Source organism: Microbacterium sp. 1154, assembly GCF_031455375.1.
Taxonomy (GTDB): domain Bacteria; phylum Actinomycetota; class Actinomycetes; order Actinomycetales; family Microbacteriaceae; genus Microbacterium.
In genome coordinates this window covers 1,586,084-1,605,693 of the sequence record NZ_JAVDSN010000001.1, presented here as the reverse complement: position 1 = coordinate 1,605,693, position 19,610 = coordinate 1,586,084, and the positions used below count along the sequence as shown (strand labels likewise).

Genomic DNA, 19,610 nt, shown 5'->3' with positions numbered 1-19,610 from the left:
CCGTGCAGAACGCAGACGAAGGACACCAGCGGTTCGGGAGACTGCAGCCGATACCGGGTTCGCGATGTGTTGCGGATTTCGCAGGTGGTGCAGAGGCTCAGATTCGCGAAGTTACGCGGAACCCTCTGCGTTTTTCACTGTACCACCCTTGACGTCGACGGCGAGCATGAGCGCTTGCCACGGGGTGTCGACGACGGATGCCATAAGATCTGCGGCGGCAAGTCGCTGCCCCGGTCCGTCGGCGAGCACGAGCACGCTGGGCCCGGCACCCGAGACGACGGCCGCATACCCCTCTGCCCGCAGCGCCTGCACGAGACGATCGGTCTCGGGCATGGCCTGCGCGCGGTAGTTCTGGTGCAGCTTGTCTTCGGTGGCCGCCATGAGCAACTCGGGGCTCTGCGTCATCGCCGCGATGAGTAGGGCCGAGCGCGAGACGTTGAACACCGCGTCCTCGCGGGGCACCTGCAGCGGCTGCAGGCTCCGTGCCACGGCGGTCGACATCGTGAAGCTCGGCACGAAGACCAGCGGCGACACACCGCGGTGCACGATGAGCTGCTTGTGCTGGGGGCCCGCGGCATCCATCCAGGCGATCGTGAGCCCGCCGAACAGACCCGGCGCCACGTTGTCGGGGTGCCCCTCCATCTCGGTCGCCAGGCGCAGCAGGTCGACGTCGCTGAAAGCGACCTCTCCCTCGAGCAGCCCTCTCGCCGCCAGGATGCCGGCGACCACGGCGGCCCCGGACGACCCCATGCCGCGCCCGTGCGGGATGACATTGTGCGCCGTCAGCCGCAGCCCCGGAAGGGCGCGTCCGACCGACGCGTACGTGTGCGCCATCGCGCGCACGACGAGGTGCGAGGCGTCGCGGGGGACGTCGGCGGTCCCCTCCCCCTCGACCTCGATCTCGAGGCGGTCGCCGTCGAGCTGCTCGACGACGAGCTCGTCGTACACGCTCAGCGCGAGGCCGAGGGTGTCGAAGCCGGGACCGAGGTTCGCGCTGGTGGCGGGAACGCGGACGGCGACCCGACGACCGGGGCCTGAGCTCACGCGGTCACCGGCTGCAGGTCGAGCACGGAAGCGACCTCCGAGGTGGCGGCGTCGACGACCGTCGGCGAGACGTCGGTGCCGTCCGCACGACGCAGAGCCCACTGGGGGTCCTTCAGGCCGTGGCCGGTGACGGTGAGGACGACCTTGGCACCGGCGGGGACGACCCCGGCCTCGGCGCGCTCGAGCAGTCCCGCGACGCTGATGGCGGAGGCGGGCTCAACGAAGATGCCCACCTCGCCGGCGAGGATCTTCTGCGCCTCGAGGATCCCGGCGTCGTCGATCGCGCCGAAGTAGCCGTCGGTGGCGTCGCGCGCCTCGAGAGCCAGCTCCCAGGATGCGGGGTTGCCGATGCGGATCGCGCTGGCGATCGTCTCGGGCTGGCGAACGACCTCGCCGCGCACGAGGGGCGCGGAACCGGCGGCCTGGAAGCCGAACATGCGGGGTACGCGGGTGGCGACGCCGCGGGCGGCCTCTTCGCGGTATCCGCGCGAGTACGCGGTGTAGTTTCCGGCGTTGCCGACGGGAATGAAGTGGAAGTCGGGAGCGTCGCCCAGCACCTCGACGACCTCGTACGCCGCGGTCTTCTGACCCTCGATGCGATCGGGGTTGACCGAGTTGACGAGGTGGACCGGGTAGTGGTCGGCGAGCTCGCGCGCGATCTCGAGGCAGTCGTCGAAGTTGCCGCGGATCTGAATGAGACGGCCGTTGTGGGCCACGGCCTGGCTGAGCTTGCCCATGGCGATCTTGCCCTCGGGCACGAGGACTGCGGCGGTGATCCCGGCGTGCGCGGCGTACGCCGCGGCCGAAGCCGAGGTGTTGCCGGTCGAGGCGCAGATGACGGCCTTGGCCCCGTGCTCGACGGCGCGCGAGAGTGCCACGGTCATACCGCGGTCCTTGAACGAACCGGTGGGGTTCATCCCCTCGTACTTGACCCACACGTCGGCACCGGTGCGGCGCGACAGCGCGGGGGCCGGCAGCAGCGGCGTGCCGCCCTCGCCGAGGGTGACGACGGTGGAGGCGTCGGTGACACCCAGACGGTCGGCGTATTCGCGGAGGACTCCGCCCCAGAGGTGTGCCATGTCAGTTCCCTTCCACGCGCAGCACGGAGACCACGCGCTCGACGACGCCGCTCGCGGCGAGACGCTCGACGGTCTCGCTCAGGTCCTGCTCGCGGGCCTTGTGTGTTCCGATGACCAGACGGGCGGAGCCGCCGGTCTGAGTGGTCTGGTCCGCCTCGATGACGGTCTGCTCGACGGTCGCGATGGACACGCGCCCCTCGCTGAGGATCCCGGCGACCGTCGCCAGCACGCCCGGCTGATCGTCAACCTCGAGCGTGATCTGGTAGCGCGTGATGACGTGGCCGATCGGCACGGCGGGGAGGTTCGCGCGGGTCGACTCACCGACGCCGACACCCCCCGCGATGTGGCGGCGCGCGGCCGACACGACGTCGCCGAGCACGGCCGAGGCGGTCTGCACGCCGCCGGCGCCCGCGCCGTAGAACATCAGGTCGCCCGCGGCCTCGGCCTGGACGAAGACGGCGTTGTTCGCGCCGTGGACGCTCGCGAGGGGGTGGGTGCGCTCGACGAGGGCGGGGTACACGCGCACCGAGATCGATTCGGTGCCGCCCTCGTCGGCCGCGAGGCGCTCGCACACGGCGAGCAGCTTGATGACGTACCCGGCGTGACGCGCCGACTCGATCATCGCGGCGTCGACCGAGGTGATGCCCTCGCGGTGGACGGCGTCCAGCGGAACGGTCGTGTGGAAGGCGAGGCTCGCGAGGATCGCGGCCTTCTGCGCGGCGTCGTAGCCCTCGACGTCGGCCGTGGGGTCGGCCTCGGCGTAGCCGAGCGCCTGCGCCTGGGCGAGGACGTCGGCGAAGTCGGCGCCCTCGGTGTCCATGCGGTCGAGGATGTAGTTCGTCGTGCCGTTGACGATGCCCATGATGCGCACGACGCGGTCGCCGGCGAGCGAGTCGCGCAGCGGACGGATGATCGGGATGGCGCCCGCGGCGGCGGCCTCGTAGTACACCTCGGCGCCGACCTGGTCGGCCGCCTCGAAGACCTCGGAGCCGTGCGTGGCGAGCAGCGCCTTGTTGGCGGTGACGACGTCGGCGCCCGAGGCGATCGCGTGCAGCACCTGCGTGCGGGCGGGCTCGATACCGCCCATCAGCTCGATGACGATGTCGCTTCCGACGATGAGGGTGTCGGCGTCAGTGGTGAAGAGCTCCTGCGGGAGGTCGACGTCGCGCTTGGCGTCGAGGTTGCGCACGGCGATACCGGCGAGTTCGAGCTTCGCGCCCGCGCGGTCGGCGAGCTCGTCGCCGTGCTTGAGCAGCAGGTCGGCGACCTGCGAGCCGACGGCGCCGGCGCCGAGGAGCGCCACGCGGAGCGTGCGGTAGTCGGTCATTCGGTGTCTCCGTGGGGTGTTGCGGTCGGGGCGGATGCCGGGATGCCGACGTCGCGGGCCAGCAGATCGTCGACGGTCTCGCCGCGAACGATCACACGGGCGTGACCGTCGCACACGGCGACGACCGGCGGACGCGGGGTGTAGTTGTAATTGCTCGCCAGCGAGAAGCAGTACGCACCCGTGGCCGGCACCGCGAGCAGATCGCCCGGAGTCACGTCGGCGGGGAGGTACTCGGCATCCACCACGATGTCGCCCGACTCGCAGTGGTGGCCGACGACGCGCGAGAGGGCCGGGGTCTCGGAGCTCGTGCGCGAGACGAGGCGCGCCGAGAAATCGGCGCCGTACAGTGCCGGGCGGGCGTTGTCGCTCATGCCGCCGTCGACGCTGACATAGGTGCGGTCGAGGCCCTCGCCCGCGGTGACGGTCTTGACCGTGCCGACTTCGTAGAGCGTGATGCCGGCCTGGCCGACGATGACACGGCCCGGCTCGGTGGCGACATCGGGCATCGGGATGCCGCGGACCGCGCACTCGTCGGCGATGGCGTCGACGATGCCGTCGGCGATCTCTTCGATCGGCTTCGGGTCGTCGACCGAGGTGTACGAGATGCCGAAGCCTCCGCCGACGTTGAGAAGAGGGATCTCTCCCCCGGCCAGCAGGTCCGCGTGCAGATCGACCAGGCGCGCAGCCGACTCGCGGAAGCCGGAGGAGTCGAAGATCTGCGAACCGATGTGGGCGTGCAGGCCGACGAAACGCAGGCTCGACAGCTCGCGGATACGAGCGACGGCCTCGGCCGCACCCTCCATCGAGAAGCCGAACTTCTGGTCCTCGTGGGCCGTGGCCAAGAACGCGTGGGTCTCGGCGTGCACACCCGTACGCACGCGCACGAGCACCGATTGCACGGCACCGCGCCGCTCGGCGATCGCCGCGAGGCGCTCGATCTCGATCGCGCTGTCGACGACGACCGAACCGATACCGACGTCGACGGCGCGCTCGAGCTCGCTCACGCTCTTGTTGTTGCCGTGGAAGCCCAGGCGCGCGGGGTCGGCGCCCCCGGCCAGTGCGACCTCGAGCTCGCCGCGCGTGCAGACGTCGACGGAAAGCCCCTCGGCGACGACCCAGCGCACGACCTCGGTCGAGAGGAAGGCCTTTCCGGCGTAGTAGACGCGGGCCCGGATGCCGTGGCGCGCCGCCGCGGCGTCGAAGGCGGACCGGGCGCGACGGGCGTGGGCACGCACCTCGTCCTCGTCGAGGACGTAGAGCGGCGTGCCGAAACGGTCGCGGAGGTCGAAGACCGAGACCCCGCCGACCTCGACGGAGCCGTCGTCGACGCGGTGCGCCGAGGCGGGCCAGACGGAGGCGACGAGCTCGTTCGCTTCGGCCGGGGCGGTGAGCCAGGCGGGCACGAGCGCGGAGTGCGAGGCGGACACAGAGGGACCAATCGGGTTTTGCGGCGACGCGACGGCCGCGGATCACGGCTCCCACCCGCGCGGAGAGTCACGCGGCGGGCAGTCCTAGCAGTCTAGGGCACGACATATGCCGCCCCCTTCCCACCGGTCAGCCGCAGGTGCCGTCGCTCTGCAGGGAGGGATCGTTCACGATGCCGCCGGCCACGTCGAACGTCGCGACGAGGTCCTCTCCCTGGACGGTGGCCGAGGTCAGGGTGAGCCCTCTCGGGAGGCGGTCGGCGATGCACAGGCTCGTCGTCTTCAACACGGAGTCCGCCACGCCGCCGAATTGGCCGCGCAGGGTGTCGGCGTCGATCGCGTTGCCGCCCACCTGGAACGACGAGGGGGTCAGCGTCAGGTTTCCCGCCTCGGCACCGGGGGTGACCCCGACACCGACCGGAATGGAAATACCGAAGAGTGAGAGCGAGGTCTCGAGCTCCACGTCGGGGGCGGCGACGGTGACGGTGCTGGCGGGGAGGTCGGGGACCTCGGCGAGGAGCGCCTTCAGCTGCTCCTGATCGAGGCGCACCGAGGCCACCCCGCCGTCCGCCGCCGCATCGCCCGCGACGGGGACTCCGCGCAGGTCGACGCGCACGTCGCCCGTGATGGGCCCGAGGGTCACGTCGTTCGACGAGACGGCGACCTCGTCGAGGCGACCGCCGAGAAGCTGCGGCAGAACGAGCCCCGGTACCGACACGTCGACGTTCTGGTCGTCGGGCAGGCCGACGTTCTTGACGACGAGCGAGCGCACCGTGCTGGTCACGACCGAGCGCGCGATGAACTCCGCGGCCACGAGCGCCCCGGCGAGCAGGACGACGACGACCACGAGGACGGCGATCCAGCGACCGGTCCGGCGGCGGGGAGCCGTGGCATCCGTCATGCTCTACATCCGCTCCGGGGCGCTGACACCGAGCAGGTCGAGGCCGTTGCGCAGCACCTGACCGGTGGCGTCGTTGAGCCACAGGCGCGTGCGGTGAACGGACTCGACGGGGGCGTCACCGAGGGGGATCACGCGGCAGTTGTCGTACCAGCGGTGGTACAGGCCCGCGAGCTCTTCGAGGTAGCGCGCGACACGGTGCGGCTCGCGCACCTCGGCGGCGTAGGCGACGATGCGCGGGTACTCCTGCAGCGCGCCGAGGAGGGCCGACTCGGTCTCGTGGTCGAGCAGTTCGGGGGCGAACTCGGAGCGGTCGATGCCCGAGTCAGCGGCGTTGCGCGCGACGTTGTGCGTGCGCGCGTGGGCGTACTGCACATAGAAGACGGGGTTGTCGTTGGTGCGCTTCTGCAGGATCTCGGGGTCGAGCGTCAACGGCGAGTCGGCCGGGTACCGCGCGAGCGAGTACCGCAGTGCGTCGGTGCCGAGCCACGCCTGCAGGTCGTCGAGCTCGACGATGTTTCCCGCGCGCTTGGACAGGCGGGCGCCGTTGATCGAGACGAGCTGCCCGATGAGCACCTCGATGTCCTTCTCGGGGTCGTCGCCCGCGGCGCCGGCGAGCGCCTTGAGGCGATGCACGTAGCCGTGGTGATCGGCGCCGAGCAGATAGATCTTGTGCGCGAACCCTCGGTCGCCCTTGTTCAGGTAGTACGCGGCGTCGGCGGCGAAGTAGGTGTACTCGCCGTTCGAGCGACGGATGACGCGGTTCTTGTCGTCGCCGAAGTCGGTCGTGCGCACCCACACGGCGTCGTCCTCGTCGAAGACGTGGCCCTGCTCGCGCAGGCGGTCGACGGCCTCGTCCACGAGGCTCGGCTGACCCTCGATCCGCGCGTGCAGGTCGCGCTCCGAGAACCAGACGTCGAAGTGCACGTTGAACCGCGCGAGCGAGGCCTGGATCTCACCGAGCTGGAAGCCGTAGGCGAGTTCGGTAGCGACCGAGATCTGCTCGTCGCGGTCGAGCTCGAGGATGTCGGCGCGGGCGGCCTTCACGCGCTCGGCAAGAGCGGCGATGTAGGCGCCGCCGTAGCCGTCTTCAGGCGTCGGCTCGCCGGCGATCGCGGCGACCACCGACCGGCCGAACCGCTCCATCTGCGCACCGGCGTCGTTGATGTAGAACTCACGCACCAGGGTCGCGCCGCTGGCCAGCAGCACCCGGGCGATCGCATCGCCCAGCGCCGCCCAGCGGGTGTGACCGATGTGCAGCGGACCGGTCGGGTTGGCGCTGACGAACTCGAGGTTGATCGTGTTTCCGCGCTGGCTGTCGTTCGTGCCGAACGCGGCTCCCTGCTCGACGATCGTGCGGGCCAGGGCACCGGCTGCCGCGGCATCCAGGCGGATGTTGATGAAGCCCGGGCCGGCGACCTCGACGCTCGCGATGCCGTCGACGGCCTCGAGGCCCGAGGCGATCTCGGCCGCGAACTCGCGGGGGTTGGCCCCGACGATCTTCGAGAGTTTCAGAGCGGCATTGGACGCCCAGTCGCCGTGGTCGCGGTTCTTGGGGCGCTCGAGCGGCAGGTCGGCGGCCGTGATCCCGGCCGAGGAACCCTCTCGTCGCGCCTCGGCGAGCGGGGCGATGACGGCGAGCAGGGCGGCGGAGAGGGCTGCGGGATCCATAACCCGTCAAGTCTAGGGCGCGGCGCCGGGGAGGCCGCGTCAGGCGATCCGGACCAGGGCCTCGTGATCGTCGGGCTCCGCCGCGGGGGCGTCTTCGAGCACGGCATCCACGCGCATCCGCTCCAGCCCGACGTACCCGCCGTGGAAGCTGAGGAAGGCGCAGTCGGCCGCGTCGCGCCCCGTGGCGATCCGCACGAGCGAGCGCCGGTCGGCGAGGCGCGTGGCGTCGATGACGTACCAGGCCCCGTCGAGGTATGCCTCGGCCACGGCGTGGAAGTCCATCGGCACCAGCCCCGGGGCGAAGCAGGCGGTGTAGCGGGCGGGCATGTCCATCGCGCGTAGGAGGGCGATCACGAGGTGCGCGTAGTCGCGGCACACGCCCTGACCGGTCGAGAGGGTCGTCACGGCGCTGTCGGTGCCCAGGCTGAGGCCGGGCGTGTAGGTGACGGTGGATGCCACGAAGCCCGACACCGCGTCCAGGAGCTCGCGCCCCGACAGGCCGCGGAACTGGCGCCGCGCTTGGGCGAACACCTCGTCGGACTGGCAGTACCGGCTCGGTCGCAGGTACCCGATGGTGTCGAGATCGCTCGTGCGGGGGCTCTGCGCGGGGCCCGTGACCACCGCTTCGTAACGGATCGAGAGGGGCCCCTGGTCGGCGGTGAGCCGGTGGATTCGGCTGCCTGCCTGATCGACGAGTTCGGTCGGGGTGTAGAGGCGATCACCCTGCGCGAACGTCAGATTCTCGCGCGAGAGGGGCGCCCCCTGCGCCGCGGTGATCTGGAAGATGAGGTCGACGGAGGCCCCGAGATCGAGGTCGAGTTCAGCGGTCACGCGGCGCGGCACCGGGTAATCCTCGCACGCGTTCCGAGCCCCTCGGCGCGCCCCGGACGAAACGGCTCAACCGTCTTTCTTGCCCGGGCCTTTTCCGTTGCCGTTGCCGTTGCCCGGCCCCTTGTCGTCCTTCCCGCCCGATCCTTTGTCGTCGGGGGCCGGCTGGGCGGGCTCGTCGCCGCCGTCGTCGTCGGTGACGGTCTCCTGCGACGGTTCGGGCGTGGGCTCCGTCGTGGGGGTGGGCGTCGGGGTCGGGACGAGAGAGGTCAGGTCGGCGCGGACGGTGGCGATCCGACTCAGGATGCCGGCGGCCTCGTCGGCCGTGACCTCACCGGCGTCGCGGCGGGCGATCACGTCGGCCTCCAAGGTCGCAAGGCTCGCGAGAGCGGAGGTGTAATCGCCCCCCGAGGCCTGATCGGCCACGGTCTGCACACTCTGCTGCCACGCCGTGGGCGTGGCGGCCGGCGGGGTGCATGCGGCGAGTGCGAGGGTTGCGGCGAGGAGGAGTCCTGCCGTGGGGGCGATACGACGGATCACGGACCCACCTCCTTCCACAGGTCGTCCACGTGCTGGTCGAGGGGCTGCGGAAGAGAGGGCAGAGCGGGCTCGGTCGTCTCTCCCCCGGCACCGACGGCCGAAGCGATGCCGATACCACCCGCGGCCAGCAGCACCGCGACGACGGCACCGATGACGAGCGCGCGACGCGAAAGCGTCCTCCTCTCCGGACGCCGAGGCGGGTTCGCGGGCGGCTCGAAGACACGGGTGGGAGCGGTGCTGCCGGGAAGAGCGGCCGTCGTCAGAGGCGAGGCCGGCCTCGTCGGGGCGGGCGGGGGCACCGTGACCCCCGACAGGGTGCTGAGCGCAGCGATGAGACCGGTGGCATCCGGCCTCTCGCTCGGCTCGATCGAGGTCATGCGCTCGAGGACCTCGCGCCACGCGGGCGGGATCTGCGCGGGGATCTCGGGAGGAGCGACGAGCCGCGCCGCGAGGGCCTCGTGCGGAGTGCGCGACCCGAAGGGTCGCGAGCCGGTCAGCGCCTCGAGCAGCACCAGCCCGAGTGCGTAGACGTCGCTCGCCGGACCGGCGGGCATGCCCCGCGCCTGCTCGGGACTGAGGTAGGCCGCCGTGCCGATCACCGTGTCGGCGCGGGTCACCCGGGTCGCCCCCACGAGAGAGGCGATGCCGAAGTCGGCGAGGGTCGCACGGGGCGTCTCGCCGGTGTGGGCGGCGGGGCGGATGAGGATGTTCGACGGCTTCACGTCGCGGTGCACGATGCCGCGACCGTGGATGACGGCGAACGCCTCGGCGATCTCGCGACCGATGCGAGCGACCTCGGGTCCGGAGAGCGGCCCTCGTGCGATGCGATCGGTGAGGGTCGGGCCCGCGATCAGCTCCATGGCCAGGTAGGCGGGCTGCGCGTCGAGCTTGGCGTCGTACAGCGTGACGAGCGAGGGGTGCGAGAGCGAAGCGAGCAGCCGGATCTCGGAGCGCACGCGGGCGACGTCGGAGGGGTCGGCGCCGTCGCCGTCGATCACCTTGAGGGCGAGGGTGCGCTCGAGGGCGGTGTCGACGGCTTCGTAGACGCGCGCGTATCCCCCCTGGCCGAGAGTACGGCCGAGGCGGTAGCGCCCGTCGAACAGATCGTCGACGGCCGGGTCGTAGGCGACGGTGGGGGTGGGTTCGGTCATTCTCGTTCTCCGGGGCGCGGCCCCGAGCGACTCAGACGAGGTCGTCGTTCGAGGAGCGCGTGGTCGAGCGCGTGACCTGCGCTCCCCCGACTCCCTCGGTGCGGGTCACCGTATCCGTCTGGCGACGGCGCACGAGAAGCACGACACCGATGAGGAAGACGACGACGCCCGCGCCCATCATGATGTAGCCGATCGTGGTCAGGTCGACGAACTCGTTGGGGATGTTGACCGCGAAGGCGAGGATGGCACCGATGACGAACAGTGCGATGCCGGCTCCAATACTCATGACGGGACCCCTTTCCTATGTGCTCCCAGCATCTCAGCAATCCTCGGAACCCCGTGATGGTCTTGACAACGCCTGTCAAGACCGGGGGCCAGGGGCGCGGACCGGGTGTGACATGGATGCCATGAGCCAGAACGACGTCACCACCCGATCGAACCGAGGCCAGTGGGAGAACGCGGTCGAGGGCCGCCCCGAGCTCTCGGCGAGTTTCTCCAGCCGAGAGGAAGCCGTCGACCAGGGCCGGGCCGTCGCGGACGAACTCGGCTCGCAGCACATCGTCGAAGACGCCGAGCCGACCGGCGCCGTCACCGATGAGGACTGAGCCCGGAAAAGCAGAAGGCCGCGATCGTGACGATCGCGGCCTTCTCGATGTGCCCCCGACAGGAATCGAACCTGCGACCTTTGGTACCGGAAACCAACGCTCTATCCCCTGAGCTACGGAGGCGGACCGGTCAAGATTAGCATCGCGGAGCGGTCGGCCCTGACCCGCGGGGCGGCCAACGACTGCTGTCGACGCCCGCCCCGCGGCATCCGGATCACTCGTCGCCGATGACTCCGATGCCCGTCGCCTGGTGGTCGGCGTTCGGGTCGTCTTTGGAGGGAGCCTTGGCTTCCTCGTCGACGTCGTTCTCCTGGCTCGGCTTGACCGTGGGGTCGTCGCCGAGATCGGCGGCGTCGTCGGCCGGCGCGGAGTTCTGCGGGTCGCTCATGGGATTCCCTTCGTCGCGTACCCCTCCACCCTGGCAACAGCGGTGGCGGGGAACAGCGGCTTGACCGGAACGGCTGCGCGGCCTAGCGACCGAAGAGACCGCGCACGCGGCGCCCGACGGACTGCGTCAACAGCACCTGCCGCCCGTTCACGTCGACCGTGAGCACCGAACCGCCGAGGCCGCCGGTGCGCACCGGCTCGGTCTCTCCGCGGACGTACGCCTCGGCCACATCGACATGGACCGCGAGCAATTGCGCGCTCTGGTCCTTCGATGTGTTGGCGTCCACGATCTGCAGGCGGTGGCCCGTGTCGGTCTCGACCGAGAACCAACGCGAGCCCGGGGTCGACACGACGGCCCATCGCGTACCGCGTGAGAACCGCGCCCATGCCGCCCCGTCTCGGAGCTCGGTCGCGACCGCGAGATCGGCCTGGGCGACGACGAGCACCTCGAGCATGGCGAGCGCCTCGGCCGCGGTGACGTAATCGCCGCGGTCGGCGCTCAACCCGCCCCACTCGAATCTGCGCTCGCCCATATCGCCACCTCCGCCGTCGTCCTGCCCCGAGCGTAACCCCGCGAAAGGGAACGGGGTCCGCCGCGCAGCGAACCCACGGGCGCGGTCCGAGTTGCGGACCTCAGTCCGATCGGAGCCGATCGTCGGGATGGAGGGTGCGCAACGGAACGGAACCGTCGACGATCGCCTGGATCGCCCCGGTGCTCACCTCGAGTTCGGCGGAGATGCGGTCGAGATCGGCCCCCGACGACACCGCGGAACGCAGTGCGGTCACCGCCGCGTCGGAGGTCTCGTCGACGTCGTCAGCCGTGCTCTCGACGAAGGCGGCGAGGCGGGCCTGCGCCAGACGGATGCACGTGCTCTGGCGTTCCCTCCGGCCGGAGGGATCGGGATGCTGGTCGAGGGTTCGGGAACGATCGGGCGACATGGATATCCACTCCGGGGGAAAGTGCTCGCCCGCGCGGCTTCGCGAGCTCCTGTCCATGGTGCCGAAGAGGCCCCCGCCCGCGCATCCCCCGAACGATGTATTCCGCCCCGGCCGAACGGCGGATGCCATGGCCGCGGTGCGGCACCCCACATCGCCCCGGCGGCTCAGGCCTCAGTCGGCTGGTCGAAGTCGTAGTCCAGGAGTTCGTCGTCGCCGCTCAGATCGGGCTCGACGGCCCAGAGGTGCGGTCGCGGGAAGAGGCGGTGCTCCTTGAGCTCCGCGGCCGCGTGCGAGAAGTCCGGTTCTTCGTCGTGCCACGCCACCGGGGCCGAGAGCACGTCGTTTCCGACGCCGATCACGAGCTCGGCTTGAGCGACCTTCCTGTCTTCGGTGACGATGGGGATGCTCACGGCCTCGGCCTGTCCCTCTTTCGCCACCGCCGCGGTCAACTCGATCAACGACGCGGCGACGTCGTCGGTGGTGATCACGGTCTCGCCGGCATAGGTCACGCATCGCATGAGCCCACTGTGAGTCAGCCAACACGGGGAGCGGGGCGGCTTGCTCGCGCGGCGAGCGTGCGGTAGGTCTCAGTCCCGGCGTTGCGGCGAACGGAACATCGCCTCATCGAGTTCGAACCACACCGCACGAACGGTGTCGAACTCGCCGAAGGGCTCGGGCTGAGGATCGTTCAAAGAAAGGCGGTAACCGCGCGGCAGATCATCCACGTGTTGTCCGTCACGCGGGCCGCCGACGAGCACGTAGATCACGGGGAACCCACCGTCGGGTGCTCTGCCGCGACGCCGTCGACCGCATCGCTCATCCGTTTGAGGAAAGCGACCACCGCGGCGGACTCGTCGGGTGTCATGTCGATGACGGCCGCGAGCATGCGCTCGTGCATGTCGCCGAGGGTCTGCCGTACCTCCGTGTGCGCACGAGGGGTCACCTGGATGAAAATGCTGCGCCGGTCGTCGGGATTCGCTGCACGGGTGACGTGACCCGAACGCTCGAGTCGGTCGAGGAGCGCCGTGGTGGAGGCGGTCGAGAGACCGAGGTACCGCGAGAGTTCTCCCGGTCGCACGCGACGCGTCGAGTCACGCAGCAGATACCTCAGCACGAGGAGTTCGTTCTCGCCCATCGACATCGAGTCGCGGGTACGTCGGCGCATGGCCACCTCGGCCGCGCGATAGATGCGCAGTGCTTCGAGAACGGCCTTGCCGCGCTGCCGACGGTCGCTGGGATCGTCGCCGTACCAGTAGGTGACCTGTGGAGAGTCCGCTACGGGCGCGGGACGGAGGGTCGTGGCTTCGACATCTGTCATGACACTCCTTCCACGATGTCGGCGACTATACCCCCGAAATGATAGTTAGACAAACTAGTTACTAGTCGAGTATGTTCTCAGCACAGCTAATCGCTTTCGAAGGGAGCTCCCCATGGGTCACCTGTTCTACGGCACCTCGACCGAGTCGATCCGCATCCCGGATCGCTTGCTCTCCCACATCAAGGTCGTCACGACCACCAAGCTCCGCCGCAACGAGAGCTTCACGCTCAGCTGGGCACACGTGGACGGCGCACCCGGCCGATCCACCCTGTGGATCCAGCCCGCGATCCCCCTCCGCTTCGTGTTCGACTCGGCGGAGCCGGAGACCCTGAACTCCGCCGTCCTGAAGGACATGGCCGACCGGGCGGGCTCTTCGGCCGGCCTTTCGGTCGACCTGACCGTGGAGATCCCCGCCAGCGACAACGCACAGCGACGCCAGACGGCCCCCGCGGCGGTCCCCGTCCGTCGCACCCTTTCGGCAGCGGCCTGATATGTCCTCGCCCCTTTCCTCCTCCCCTGCTCCCCTGACCGCCGCCCGCGTGCTGTGGGCGAAGGTCGACACCGGCTTCTGGGTCGCCCACCGCGGCGGCGAGTACTTCGGATGCGTCGACCAGGTCGCGGGTGGATACGTGTCCCGCGATGCCCACGGCGTGCCGGTCGGTCGCTACGACGCTCTCGATGCGGCCAAGGCCTCGCTGCGCTCGACCACGCACCCCGCGAACGTGTCGCACCGTCGCCGCTTCGAGCAGGCGACCGTGCTGACCGCCACCGGTGTGGGTGGCACCGCCCTCGCCCTCGCCCTGACCGCCGGCGCGCTCGCGCCGTACCTCTGACTGAGATGGGCGACATCGACCTGCGCGATGAAGCCGACGACTTCGAGGATGCCGCGACCGCAGATTTCGCGCAACGCTTCGGCATCACACCGCTCTGAGACCGTCGACCCCCTGGACACGGGCCGCGGCCCGTGACAACGTCGGCCCCACAACGACGACGGAATGGATCACCATGACGAACCACGACGGACGCGCCGACGACGCACCCGACCAGAACTCCAATGGAGCGGGAAGCGAGTCGCCCGAAGAAGGTGCTGCCGCCCAGCACGACGCCGATGAGGCAGCCACGACCGAGTCCTCGCCCACGGGCGACATCAGCTGAATCTCAGAACGCGTAGCGCACCCGGCAATACGGGAGCTTCCGCGCGATCAGACCGGTGAGAGCCGCCACCGCTTGCGCCTTGAGCGGATGGCGGTACCTGACGTTCACCGCTCCGTTCTGCGACCTCTTCTCTTCTTGCACGGAGGGCGTCCACAGCAGTTCCTCGCCCTTGGGGTGCCACCCCAGGTTGACGTCGTGGAGTGCCTCGTTGTGGGTGAGGAAGATCACCTCGCATGCCAGCTGTGCCTTCGCGCGGGCGTGGAGCGCGGCGTCGAGCTGGTCGAACAGCTCCGCCCAGTCGGTCAGCCACGTCGGCGTGAGGATGACCGGCGAGAAGTTGACGTGCACTTCGTACCCGGCATCGACGAAGTCGTTGATCGCGGCAATGCGCTCGGCCATGGGCGACGTACGCAGATCGGTGACCTTCGCCGTCGTCGCCGGCATGAGAGAGAAGCGGATGCGCGTACGCCGAGCGGGATCCCACTCGAGCAGGTCGCGGTTGACGAACTTCGTCGCGAAGGACGCCTTGGCCGTGGGGGTCATGCGGAAGAGATCGCAGACGTCCCGCACGTTCTCGCTGATCATCGCGTCGACGGAGCAGTCGCCGTTCTCGCCGAGGTCGTAGACCCAGGCCTCGGGATCGCACTGGTTCGGCTCGGTCTTCGGCCCGCGCGCCGCGACGTGCCGGGCGAGATGCCGGGTGATCTGGTCGATGTTGGCGAAGACCGTGATCGGATTGCTGTAGCCCTTGCGCCGGGGCACGTAGCAGTAGCTGCACGCCATCGCGCAGCCGTTCGAGAGCGAGGGGGCGATGAAGTCGGCGGAGCGCCCGTTGACCCGCGTCGCCACGCTCTTCTTCACACCGAGAACGAGGGCCTCGGTCTTGATGCGCACCCACCGGGCGACGTTCGTCTCGTCGCCGTGCACCTCGGGGATCTGCCAGTGCGAGGCGATGGGCACGATGTCGGCGTCGGGCCACCGCGCGACGATCTCGCGCCCGCGCTCGAGCTCGAGAGCGGCATCCTCCGCGTAGATGCGGTGGACGCGCAGCAGATTCTCGCGCTCGACAGCCATGGTTCCGTTCTACTCGGGGGTTCCGACATCGACGGTTCCGGGCACGGGCTGACACCGCGGGCACCACCAGGTCCGCCGCTGCTCGGGGTCGTTCTGCACCTCGTCGCGCACGCGGACGCGCGTTCCGCAACGCAGGCAGGGGCGACCCGCGCGCCCCGCCACCCAGTGCGACGCGCCCTTCCGGCGGTCCCCCGTGGTGAGCTGATACATCCCGGGCACGGTGGCGGAGACCCGCAGGCACCGCGCCGCGAGCGCCAGGAGCGCGTCCAGGTCGGTCCTCCCGATGGGTGCGAAGGGATGGATGCCGCGGAGGAAGGCGAGCTCGTTCACCCACAGGTTGCCGAGACCGGCGACGGCGGTCTGATCCAGGAGTGCGGCGACGAAGGGTCGGTCGGGGCGCCTCGAGAGTCGGCGCGCCGCCTCGGCGGCATCCCAATCGTCCCGCAGGGGGTCGGGACCGAGGTGGCCGATCGCGTCGCCCTCGCGCGCGGTGGCGACGAGCTCCACGACGGGAAGATCGAGGCCCCACACCTCTCTTCCGTCGTCGAGGCGCAGGCGCACGCGCGCCGTCTCGCGGACCGCGGTGGGCAGAGAACGCCCCGACCGGGTGATCGTCCACCCGCCCTGCATGCGCAGGTGGGTGTGGAGGGTGGTCCCGTCGTCGAAACGCGTCAGCAGGTGCTTGCCGTGCGTGGCGTACCCCTCGATGCGCAGCCCCGCGAGAGAGCGTCCGGCGGCGTTTCCCGACCGCAGCTCGCCGTCGCGAACACGCGCGCCGACGGTCGCCGCCTCGAGGCGTCGCCGGAGCCGGAAGACGCTGTCACCCTCGGGCACGACTACCGCGGCGCGGTGTACAGCTGATCGTCGCGGGGAGCGAGAGCGGGTCGCAGGCGCGTGCCGAACTCGTGACGGAGCGCGCTGAGCGCCGCCTGCCACCCGGCGAGGCCGTGCACGCCCGGCCCCGGGCTCGTCGACGACGAGCACAGATACACGCCCTTCATCGGCGTGCGCCAGGGATCGGGGCTGTAGACCGGGCGTCCGAGCAGCTGCGTCAGCGTGGGGGCTCCCGCCGAGATGTCGCCGCCGGGGAAATTGGGGTTCCACGCGGCGATGTCGACGGCTGTCCGCGACGACGAAGCGAGAACGGTATCCCGGAACCCGGGCGCGAAGCGCTCGATCTGACGGACGACCGCCTCCTCGCGGTCGGCCGGGCTCCCCGACGGGACGTGCGTGTACGCCCACAGCACGTGCTTGCCATCGGGGGCGCGCGCGGAGTCGAACAGCGTCGGTTGGGCGGCCAGGACGTACGGGGCGTCGGGGAGGTCGCCCCGCGCCACCGCGTTCTCGGCCTCGGCGATCTCGGCCCGCGTGCCGCCGATATGCACCGTGCCCGCGCGGGCGACGTCGGCATGGGCCCACGGCACCGGGTCGGACAGGGCGAAGTCGACCTTGGCGACGCCGCCTCCGTAACGGAACCTCTCGAGCACGCGGCGGTAGGCCGCCGGCATCCGGTCACCGGCGAGCCGGATGAGGGAGCGTGGGGTCGTGTCGAGGAGCACGGCACGGGCCGGGGGCAGCTCATCGAGGGAGCTCACCTCGGTGCCCCCGAACAGCACCCCGCCGTGCGCCCGGATGTCGGCGATCATGGCGTCCGCGATCGACTGACTGCCGCCGACCGGGATGGGCCACCCGCGACCGTGGCCGTAGGTGGCCAGGACGAGGCCCGCTCCCCCGGCGGCCAGGCTCGGCTGGTGCAGGATCGTGTGCGCCGAGACTCCGGTGACGAGGCTGGGCGCGATCTCTTCGCGGAAGCGCGCGTTCCACCACGGCCCGCCCTGTTCGAGGGCCCGGATGCCGAAGAAGAAGGCCGCGAGCGGATCACCGGGAACCCGCAGGAGGGCGTTGCCGGTGAAGTCGGCGACCCCGCGCAGGTGATCGACGAGAGGCCGCATGAGGCGCTCGTACGCCGGACCGTCGACGCCCAGTCCCTCGGCCGTCCGCGCGAGATCGCGGTAGGCCAGACCCGCGCGCCCGCCGTCGAGGGGGTGGGCGTACGAGACCTCGGGGACGATGAGCGGGATCCGACGGTCGAGGCCGAACTCGCGGAAGAACCACGATTCCAGCGCCAGCGGGTGCACGGCCGAACCGACATCGTGCCGGAAACCGGGGAGCGTGAGCTCGGCGGTCGAGGCGGCGCCGCCGAAGGTGGCCGACTTCTCGTAGACGGCGACCGACAGCCCCGAACGCGCCAGGGTGACGGCCGCGGCCAGCCCGTTCGGGCCGGAACCGACGATGATCGCGTCGTAGCTCTCGCTCATCGGTCGATCGGCTCCTTCTCGGCGGTGGACTCGTGGCCGAGCGCCGCCGCGCCGCCCGTCGTCCCGGGGGCGCCGCCCTCGGCGAGGTAGGCCAGTCGGTGCAGGGTCTCGGCATTGCGGTAGCGCGTGATGGCGTCGAACACCGTGTCGGGCAGGAGCGTGGTGGGACCCGTCACGGGCTCCTCCTGGATACGCACGACGCAGCGGTCGCCCCGGGCCTTCACGTCGATCACGACGCGGGCGACGCCGATGGGTCCCCCGTGCGGTTCGAGCACCGCGCGCCGCGGGGGATCCCACTCGCGCATGACGGTCGTGTCGTTCACGAGCAGCGGCCACGAGCCGAAGGAGTGGTGCAGCGTCGACCCCTCGGCGGGCCACGACTCGGCGACGTCGCGCATGCGCGAGGTGCCCACCACCCACAGGGGGTAGAGCCACCCGTTCGCGAGCACCCGGAAGACGTCATCGGGGGTGCAGTGCATCAGACGCACGTTGCGGGCCATGGGGCGTTCCTCCTCGGCATCCGGGATCGAGAGCGCAGAAGCCGTCGGGCTTTGCGATACCGCCCACGCTACGGCCCCGCTCGGACACCCGTCGCGGAGGTTGCGCCTCGGGACGCCGCCCGGTAACGCTCAGGCGGCGGCGGGCAGGACGAACCAGGCGCGGGTTCCCCCGGCGGGCGAGGCGTCGAGACCGATGGAACCGTGGTGCGCCTCGACGATCCGACGACACGTCGCCAGACCGATGCCGATCCCCTGCACCTCGGCACCGTGCCCGCGCTGCATGGGTTCGAACACGCGCTCGCGCAACTCGGGAGCTACGGCGTCGCCGTTGTCGTCGACCGTGACCCGCCACCCGTCGGGGAGCGATTCGACGGACACCGTGATGCGCGGCACCTTCTCGGCCGCCACCGTGAACTTCACCGCGTTGGCGATGAGATTCTGCAGCAGCACGCGCAGGAGAGTGTCGTCGGCGTCGACCACCGTGTCGGCGTGGACGGTGACCTCGGCGCCCGTGTGCACGATCGCGCCGTCGAGGTCTTCGAGCACCGCGTCGACCGTGTCGGCCACGTCGACCCGCGTCACATGCGGCCGCGCCCCGCCCATGCGGGCGAAGTCGAGCAGGTCGGTCACCATCGAGGTCATGCGGTCGGCCGCGGCCTCAGCGCGCGCGAGGGAGTGCGCGGCGCGCGGGGCGTCAGCCATCTCGGGGCTGTCGGCGGCGAGTTCGAGGAACCCCGCGAGAGCGGTGAGAGGGTTGCGGAGGTCGTGGCTCACCTGCACCGCGAAGTGCTCCAGCTGGGCGTTCGACTCCAAGAGGTCGCGCTGGACGCGCCGCAGTTCCAAGACGTCGATCACCTGGTGCGCGAGCAGGTCGAGGGCGTGGCTGCTGGCATCCGAGAGTTCTCCGACCTCGGTGTCGAAGACGCAGAGCGTGCCGATCGCGACCCCCGCCGGGGTGATCAGGGGACTCGACGCGTAGAAGCGGGTGTGGGCGATCTCGCCGGTGACGAAGGCGTTGTGCGCGAACCGCGGGTCGAGACGGGCGTCGGGGACGACGACGCGACCGGGCGTGCTGATGACCGCGGCGCACATCGAGTCCTCCCGAGCGCACGACGCAGCCTGGATGCCGACCGCAGCGACCTGGTGCTGCATGCGGTCGTCGATGATGTTGATGACCGCCGTCGGCACGTCGCACACGGTCGCGGCGAGCTCGACGAGTCCCTGCAGGTCGGGCTCGGAGGGCTCGCCGACCAGGCGGTACTGCGCGATCGCCTCACGTCGCGTCACATCATGTGCGGTGGACACATCGTCCCCTCGTCGTCGAATCCCCGCCGAAGAGCCTAGTCGCACCG

Annotated in this window: 25 protein-coding genes and 1 tRNA gene; 4 read left to right on the top strand and 22 right to left on the bottom strand. The window is 70.5% G+C overall.

Going from position 1 to position 19,610, the window contains the following annotated elements:
- Positions 1–111: 111 nt before the first annotated feature.
- The 10 genes from thrB to J2X55_RS07375 all read right to left on the bottom strand — a co-directional run bounded on the left by thrB (position 112) and on the right by J2X55_RS07375 (position 10,248).
- Positions 112–1,044, bottom strand: coding sequence for a homoserine kinase (gene thrB, locus J2X55_RS07420; RefSeq protein WP_309822702.1), 933 nt, complete (start codon positions 1,042–1,044; stop codon positions 112–114).
- The gene (gene thrC, locus J2X55_RS07415; RefSeq protein ID WP_115920114.1) at positions 1,041–2,123 is read right to left on the bottom strand and encodes a threonine synthase; all 1,083 of its coding nucleotides are present in this window, start codon (positions 2,121–2,123) and stop codon (positions 1,041–1,043) included. The genes thrB and thrC overlap by 4 nt, the downstream gene beginning before the upstream one ends.
- Before the next feature lies 1 nt (position 2,124).
- On the bottom strand, positions 2,125–3,450 hold the full coding sequence (locus J2X55_RS07410) for a homoserine dehydrogenase (RefSeq protein ID WP_115920112.1): 1,326 nt from the start codon (positions 3,448–3,450) through the stop codon (positions 2,125–2,127).
- Positions 3,447–4,877 (bottom strand): diaminopimelate decarboxylase, encoded by a 1,431-nt coding sequence (lysA, locus tag J2X55_RS07405; protein WP_309822700.1) that lies wholly within the window; start codon positions 4,875–4,877, stop codon positions 3,447–3,449. Before lysA ends, J2X55_RS07410 begins: the two co-directional genes overlap by 4 nt.
- Before the next feature lie 127 nt (positions 4,878–5,004).
- Positions 5,005–5,775, bottom strand: coding sequence for a DUF2993 domain-containing protein (locus J2X55_RS07400; protein ID WP_309822698.1), 771 nt, complete (start codon positions 5,773–5,775; stop codon positions 5,005–5,007).
- Positions 5,776–5,778: 3 nt separating this feature from the next.
- Positions 5,779–7,443, bottom strand: coding sequence for an arginine--tRNA ligase (locus tag J2X55_RS07395; protein WP_115920106.1), 1,665 nt, complete (start codon positions 7,441–7,443; stop codon positions 5,779–5,781).
- A 39-nt stretch (positions 7,444–7,482) separates the two neighbouring features.
- Positions 7,483–8,286 (bottom strand): transglutaminase family protein, encoded by an 804-nt coding sequence (locus J2X55_RS07390; RefSeq protein WP_309822697.1) that lies wholly within the window; start codon positions 8,284–8,286, stop codon positions 7,483–7,485.
- Between the two features lie 54 nt (positions 8,287–8,340).
- Positions 8,341–8,811 carry a hypothetical protein gene (locus tag J2X55_RS07385; protein ID WP_115920102.1) on the bottom strand — a complete coding sequence of 157 codons (471 nt, stop codon included), beginning with the start codon at positions 8,809–8,811 and terminating at the stop codon, positions 8,341–8,343.
- Positions 8,808–9,962, bottom strand: a complete 1,155-nt coding sequence (locus J2X55_RS07380; protein ID WP_309822694.1) for a serine/threonine-protein kinase — start codon at positions 9,960–9,962, stop codon at positions 8,808–8,810. The genes J2X55_RS07385 and J2X55_RS07380 overlap by 4 nt, the downstream gene beginning before the upstream one ends.
- Positions 9,963–9,993: 31 nt before the next feature.
- Positions 9,994–10,248, bottom strand: a complete 255-nt coding sequence (locus tag J2X55_RS07375) for a DUF6458 family protein (protein WP_115920098.1) — start codon at positions 10,246–10,248, stop codon at positions 9,994–9,996.
- Between the two features lie 121 nt (positions 10,249–10,369).
- On the opposite strand from J2X55_RS07375, the gene J2X55_RS07370 reads away from it, so the two are divergent.
- The gene (locus tag J2X55_RS07370) at positions 10,370–10,567 is read left to right on the top strand and encodes a DUF2188 domain-containing protein (protein WP_181906546.1); all 198 of its coding nucleotides are present in this window, start codon (positions 10,370–10,372) and stop codon (positions 10,565–10,567) included.
- 50 nt (positions 10,568–10,617) lie between these two features.
- Here J2X55_RS07370 and J2X55_RS07365 read toward each other — a convergent pair.
- The 7 genes from J2X55_RS07365 to J2X55_RS07335 form a co-directional block, all read right to left on the bottom strand.
- Positions 10,618–10,690: transfer RNA gene (locus J2X55_RS07365), tRNA-Arg, on the bottom strand.
- A 91-nt stretch (positions 10,691–10,781) separates the two neighbouring features.
- Positions 10,782–10,955 (bottom strand): hypothetical protein, encoded by a 174-nt coding sequence (locus tag J2X55_RS07360; RefSeq protein WP_156371637.1) that lies wholly within the window; start codon positions 10,953–10,955, stop codon positions 10,782–10,784.
- Positions 10,956–11,037: 82 nt separating this feature from the next.
- A complete protein-coding gene (locus J2X55_RS07355; protein WP_309822692.1) occupies positions 11,038–11,487 on the bottom strand; it encodes a hypothetical protein in 450 nt (149 codons plus the stop codon).
- Between the two features lie 100 nt (positions 11,488–11,587).
- Positions 11,588–11,893: a hypothetical protein gene (locus tag J2X55_RS07350; protein ID WP_309822691.1), complete on the bottom strand. Its 306-nt coding sequence runs from the start codon at positions 11,891–11,893 to the stop codon at positions 11,588–11,590.
- Positions 11,894–12,057: 164 nt separating this feature from the next.
- Entirely contained in the window at positions 12,058–12,411 is a 354-nt protein-coding gene (locus J2X55_RS07345) for a hypothetical protein (protein ID WP_309822690.1), read from the bottom strand.
- A gap of 69 nt (positions 12,412–12,480) precedes the next feature.
- Complete coding sequence (locus J2X55_RS07340; RefSeq protein WP_115920088.1) at positions 12,481–12,660, bottom strand: hypothetical protein; 180 nt, start codon at positions 12,658–12,660, stop codon at positions 12,481–12,483.
- Complete coding sequence (locus tag J2X55_RS07335) at positions 12,657–13,211, bottom strand: MarR family transcriptional regulator (RefSeq protein WP_115920087.1); 555 nt, start codon at positions 13,209–13,211, stop codon at positions 12,657–12,659. Before J2X55_RS07335 ends, J2X55_RS07340 begins: the two co-directional genes overlap by 4 nt.
- Positions 13,212–13,323: 112 nt before the next feature.
- On the opposite strand from J2X55_RS07335, the gene J2X55_RS07330 reads away from it, so the two are divergent.
- The 3 genes from J2X55_RS07330 (at position 13,324) to J2X55_RS07320 (ending at position 14,366) form a co-directional block, all read left to right on the top strand.
- Positions 13,324–13,701, top strand: coding sequence for a hypothetical protein (locus tag J2X55_RS07330; protein ID WP_115920085.1), 378 nt, complete (start codon positions 13,324–13,326; stop codon positions 13,699–13,701).
- Position 13,702: 1 nt separating this feature from the next.
- On the top strand, positions 13,703–14,044 hold the full coding sequence (locus J2X55_RS07325) for a hypothetical protein (RefSeq protein WP_309822687.1): 342 nt from the start codon (positions 13,703–13,705) through the stop codon (positions 14,042–14,044).
- Between the two features lie 172 nt (positions 14,045–14,216).
- A complete protein-coding gene (locus tag J2X55_RS07320; RefSeq protein ID WP_181906545.1) occupies positions 14,217–14,366 on the top strand; it encodes a hypothetical protein in 150 nt (49 codons plus the stop codon).
- A 3-nt stretch (positions 14,367–14,369) separates the two neighbouring features.
- Here J2X55_RS07320 and J2X55_RS07315 read toward each other — a convergent pair whose 3' ends face one another.
- The 5 genes from J2X55_RS07315 to J2X55_RS07295 all read right to left on the bottom strand — a co-directional run bounded on the left by J2X55_RS07315 (position 14,370) and on the right by J2X55_RS07295 (position 19,563).
- The gene (locus J2X55_RS07315) at positions 14,370–15,440 is read right to left on the bottom strand and encodes a spore photoproduct lyase family protein (protein WP_309822685.1); all 1,071 of its coding nucleotides are present in this window, start codon (positions 15,438–15,440) and stop codon (positions 14,370–14,372) included.
- Positions 15,441–15,449: 9 nt separating this feature from the next.
- Positions 15,450–16,274 (bottom strand): DNA-formamidopyrimidine glycosylase family protein, encoded by an 825-nt coding sequence (locus tag J2X55_RS07310; protein WP_309822684.1) that lies wholly within the window; start codon positions 16,272–16,274, stop codon positions 15,450–15,452.
- 2 nt (positions 16,275–16,276) lie between these two features.
- Positions 16,277–17,758, bottom strand: coding sequence for an NAD(P)/FAD-dependent oxidoreductase (locus J2X55_RS07305; RefSeq protein ID WP_309822681.1), 1,482 nt, complete (start codon positions 17,756–17,758; stop codon positions 16,277–16,279).
- Positions 17,755–18,258 carry an SRPBCC family protein gene (locus J2X55_RS07300; protein ID WP_309822679.1) on the bottom strand — a complete coding sequence of 168 codons (504 nt, stop codon included), beginning with the start codon at positions 18,256–18,258 and terminating at the stop codon, positions 17,755–17,757. The genes J2X55_RS07305 and J2X55_RS07300 overlap by 4 nt, the downstream gene beginning before the upstream one ends.
- 129 nt (positions 18,259–18,387) lie before the next feature.
- A complete protein-coding gene (locus tag J2X55_RS07295) occupies positions 18,388–19,563 on the bottom strand; it encodes an ATP-binding protein (RefSeq protein WP_181906544.1) in 1,176 nt (391 codons plus the stop codon).
- Between the last annotated feature and the right edge of the window lie 47 nt (positions 19,564–19,610).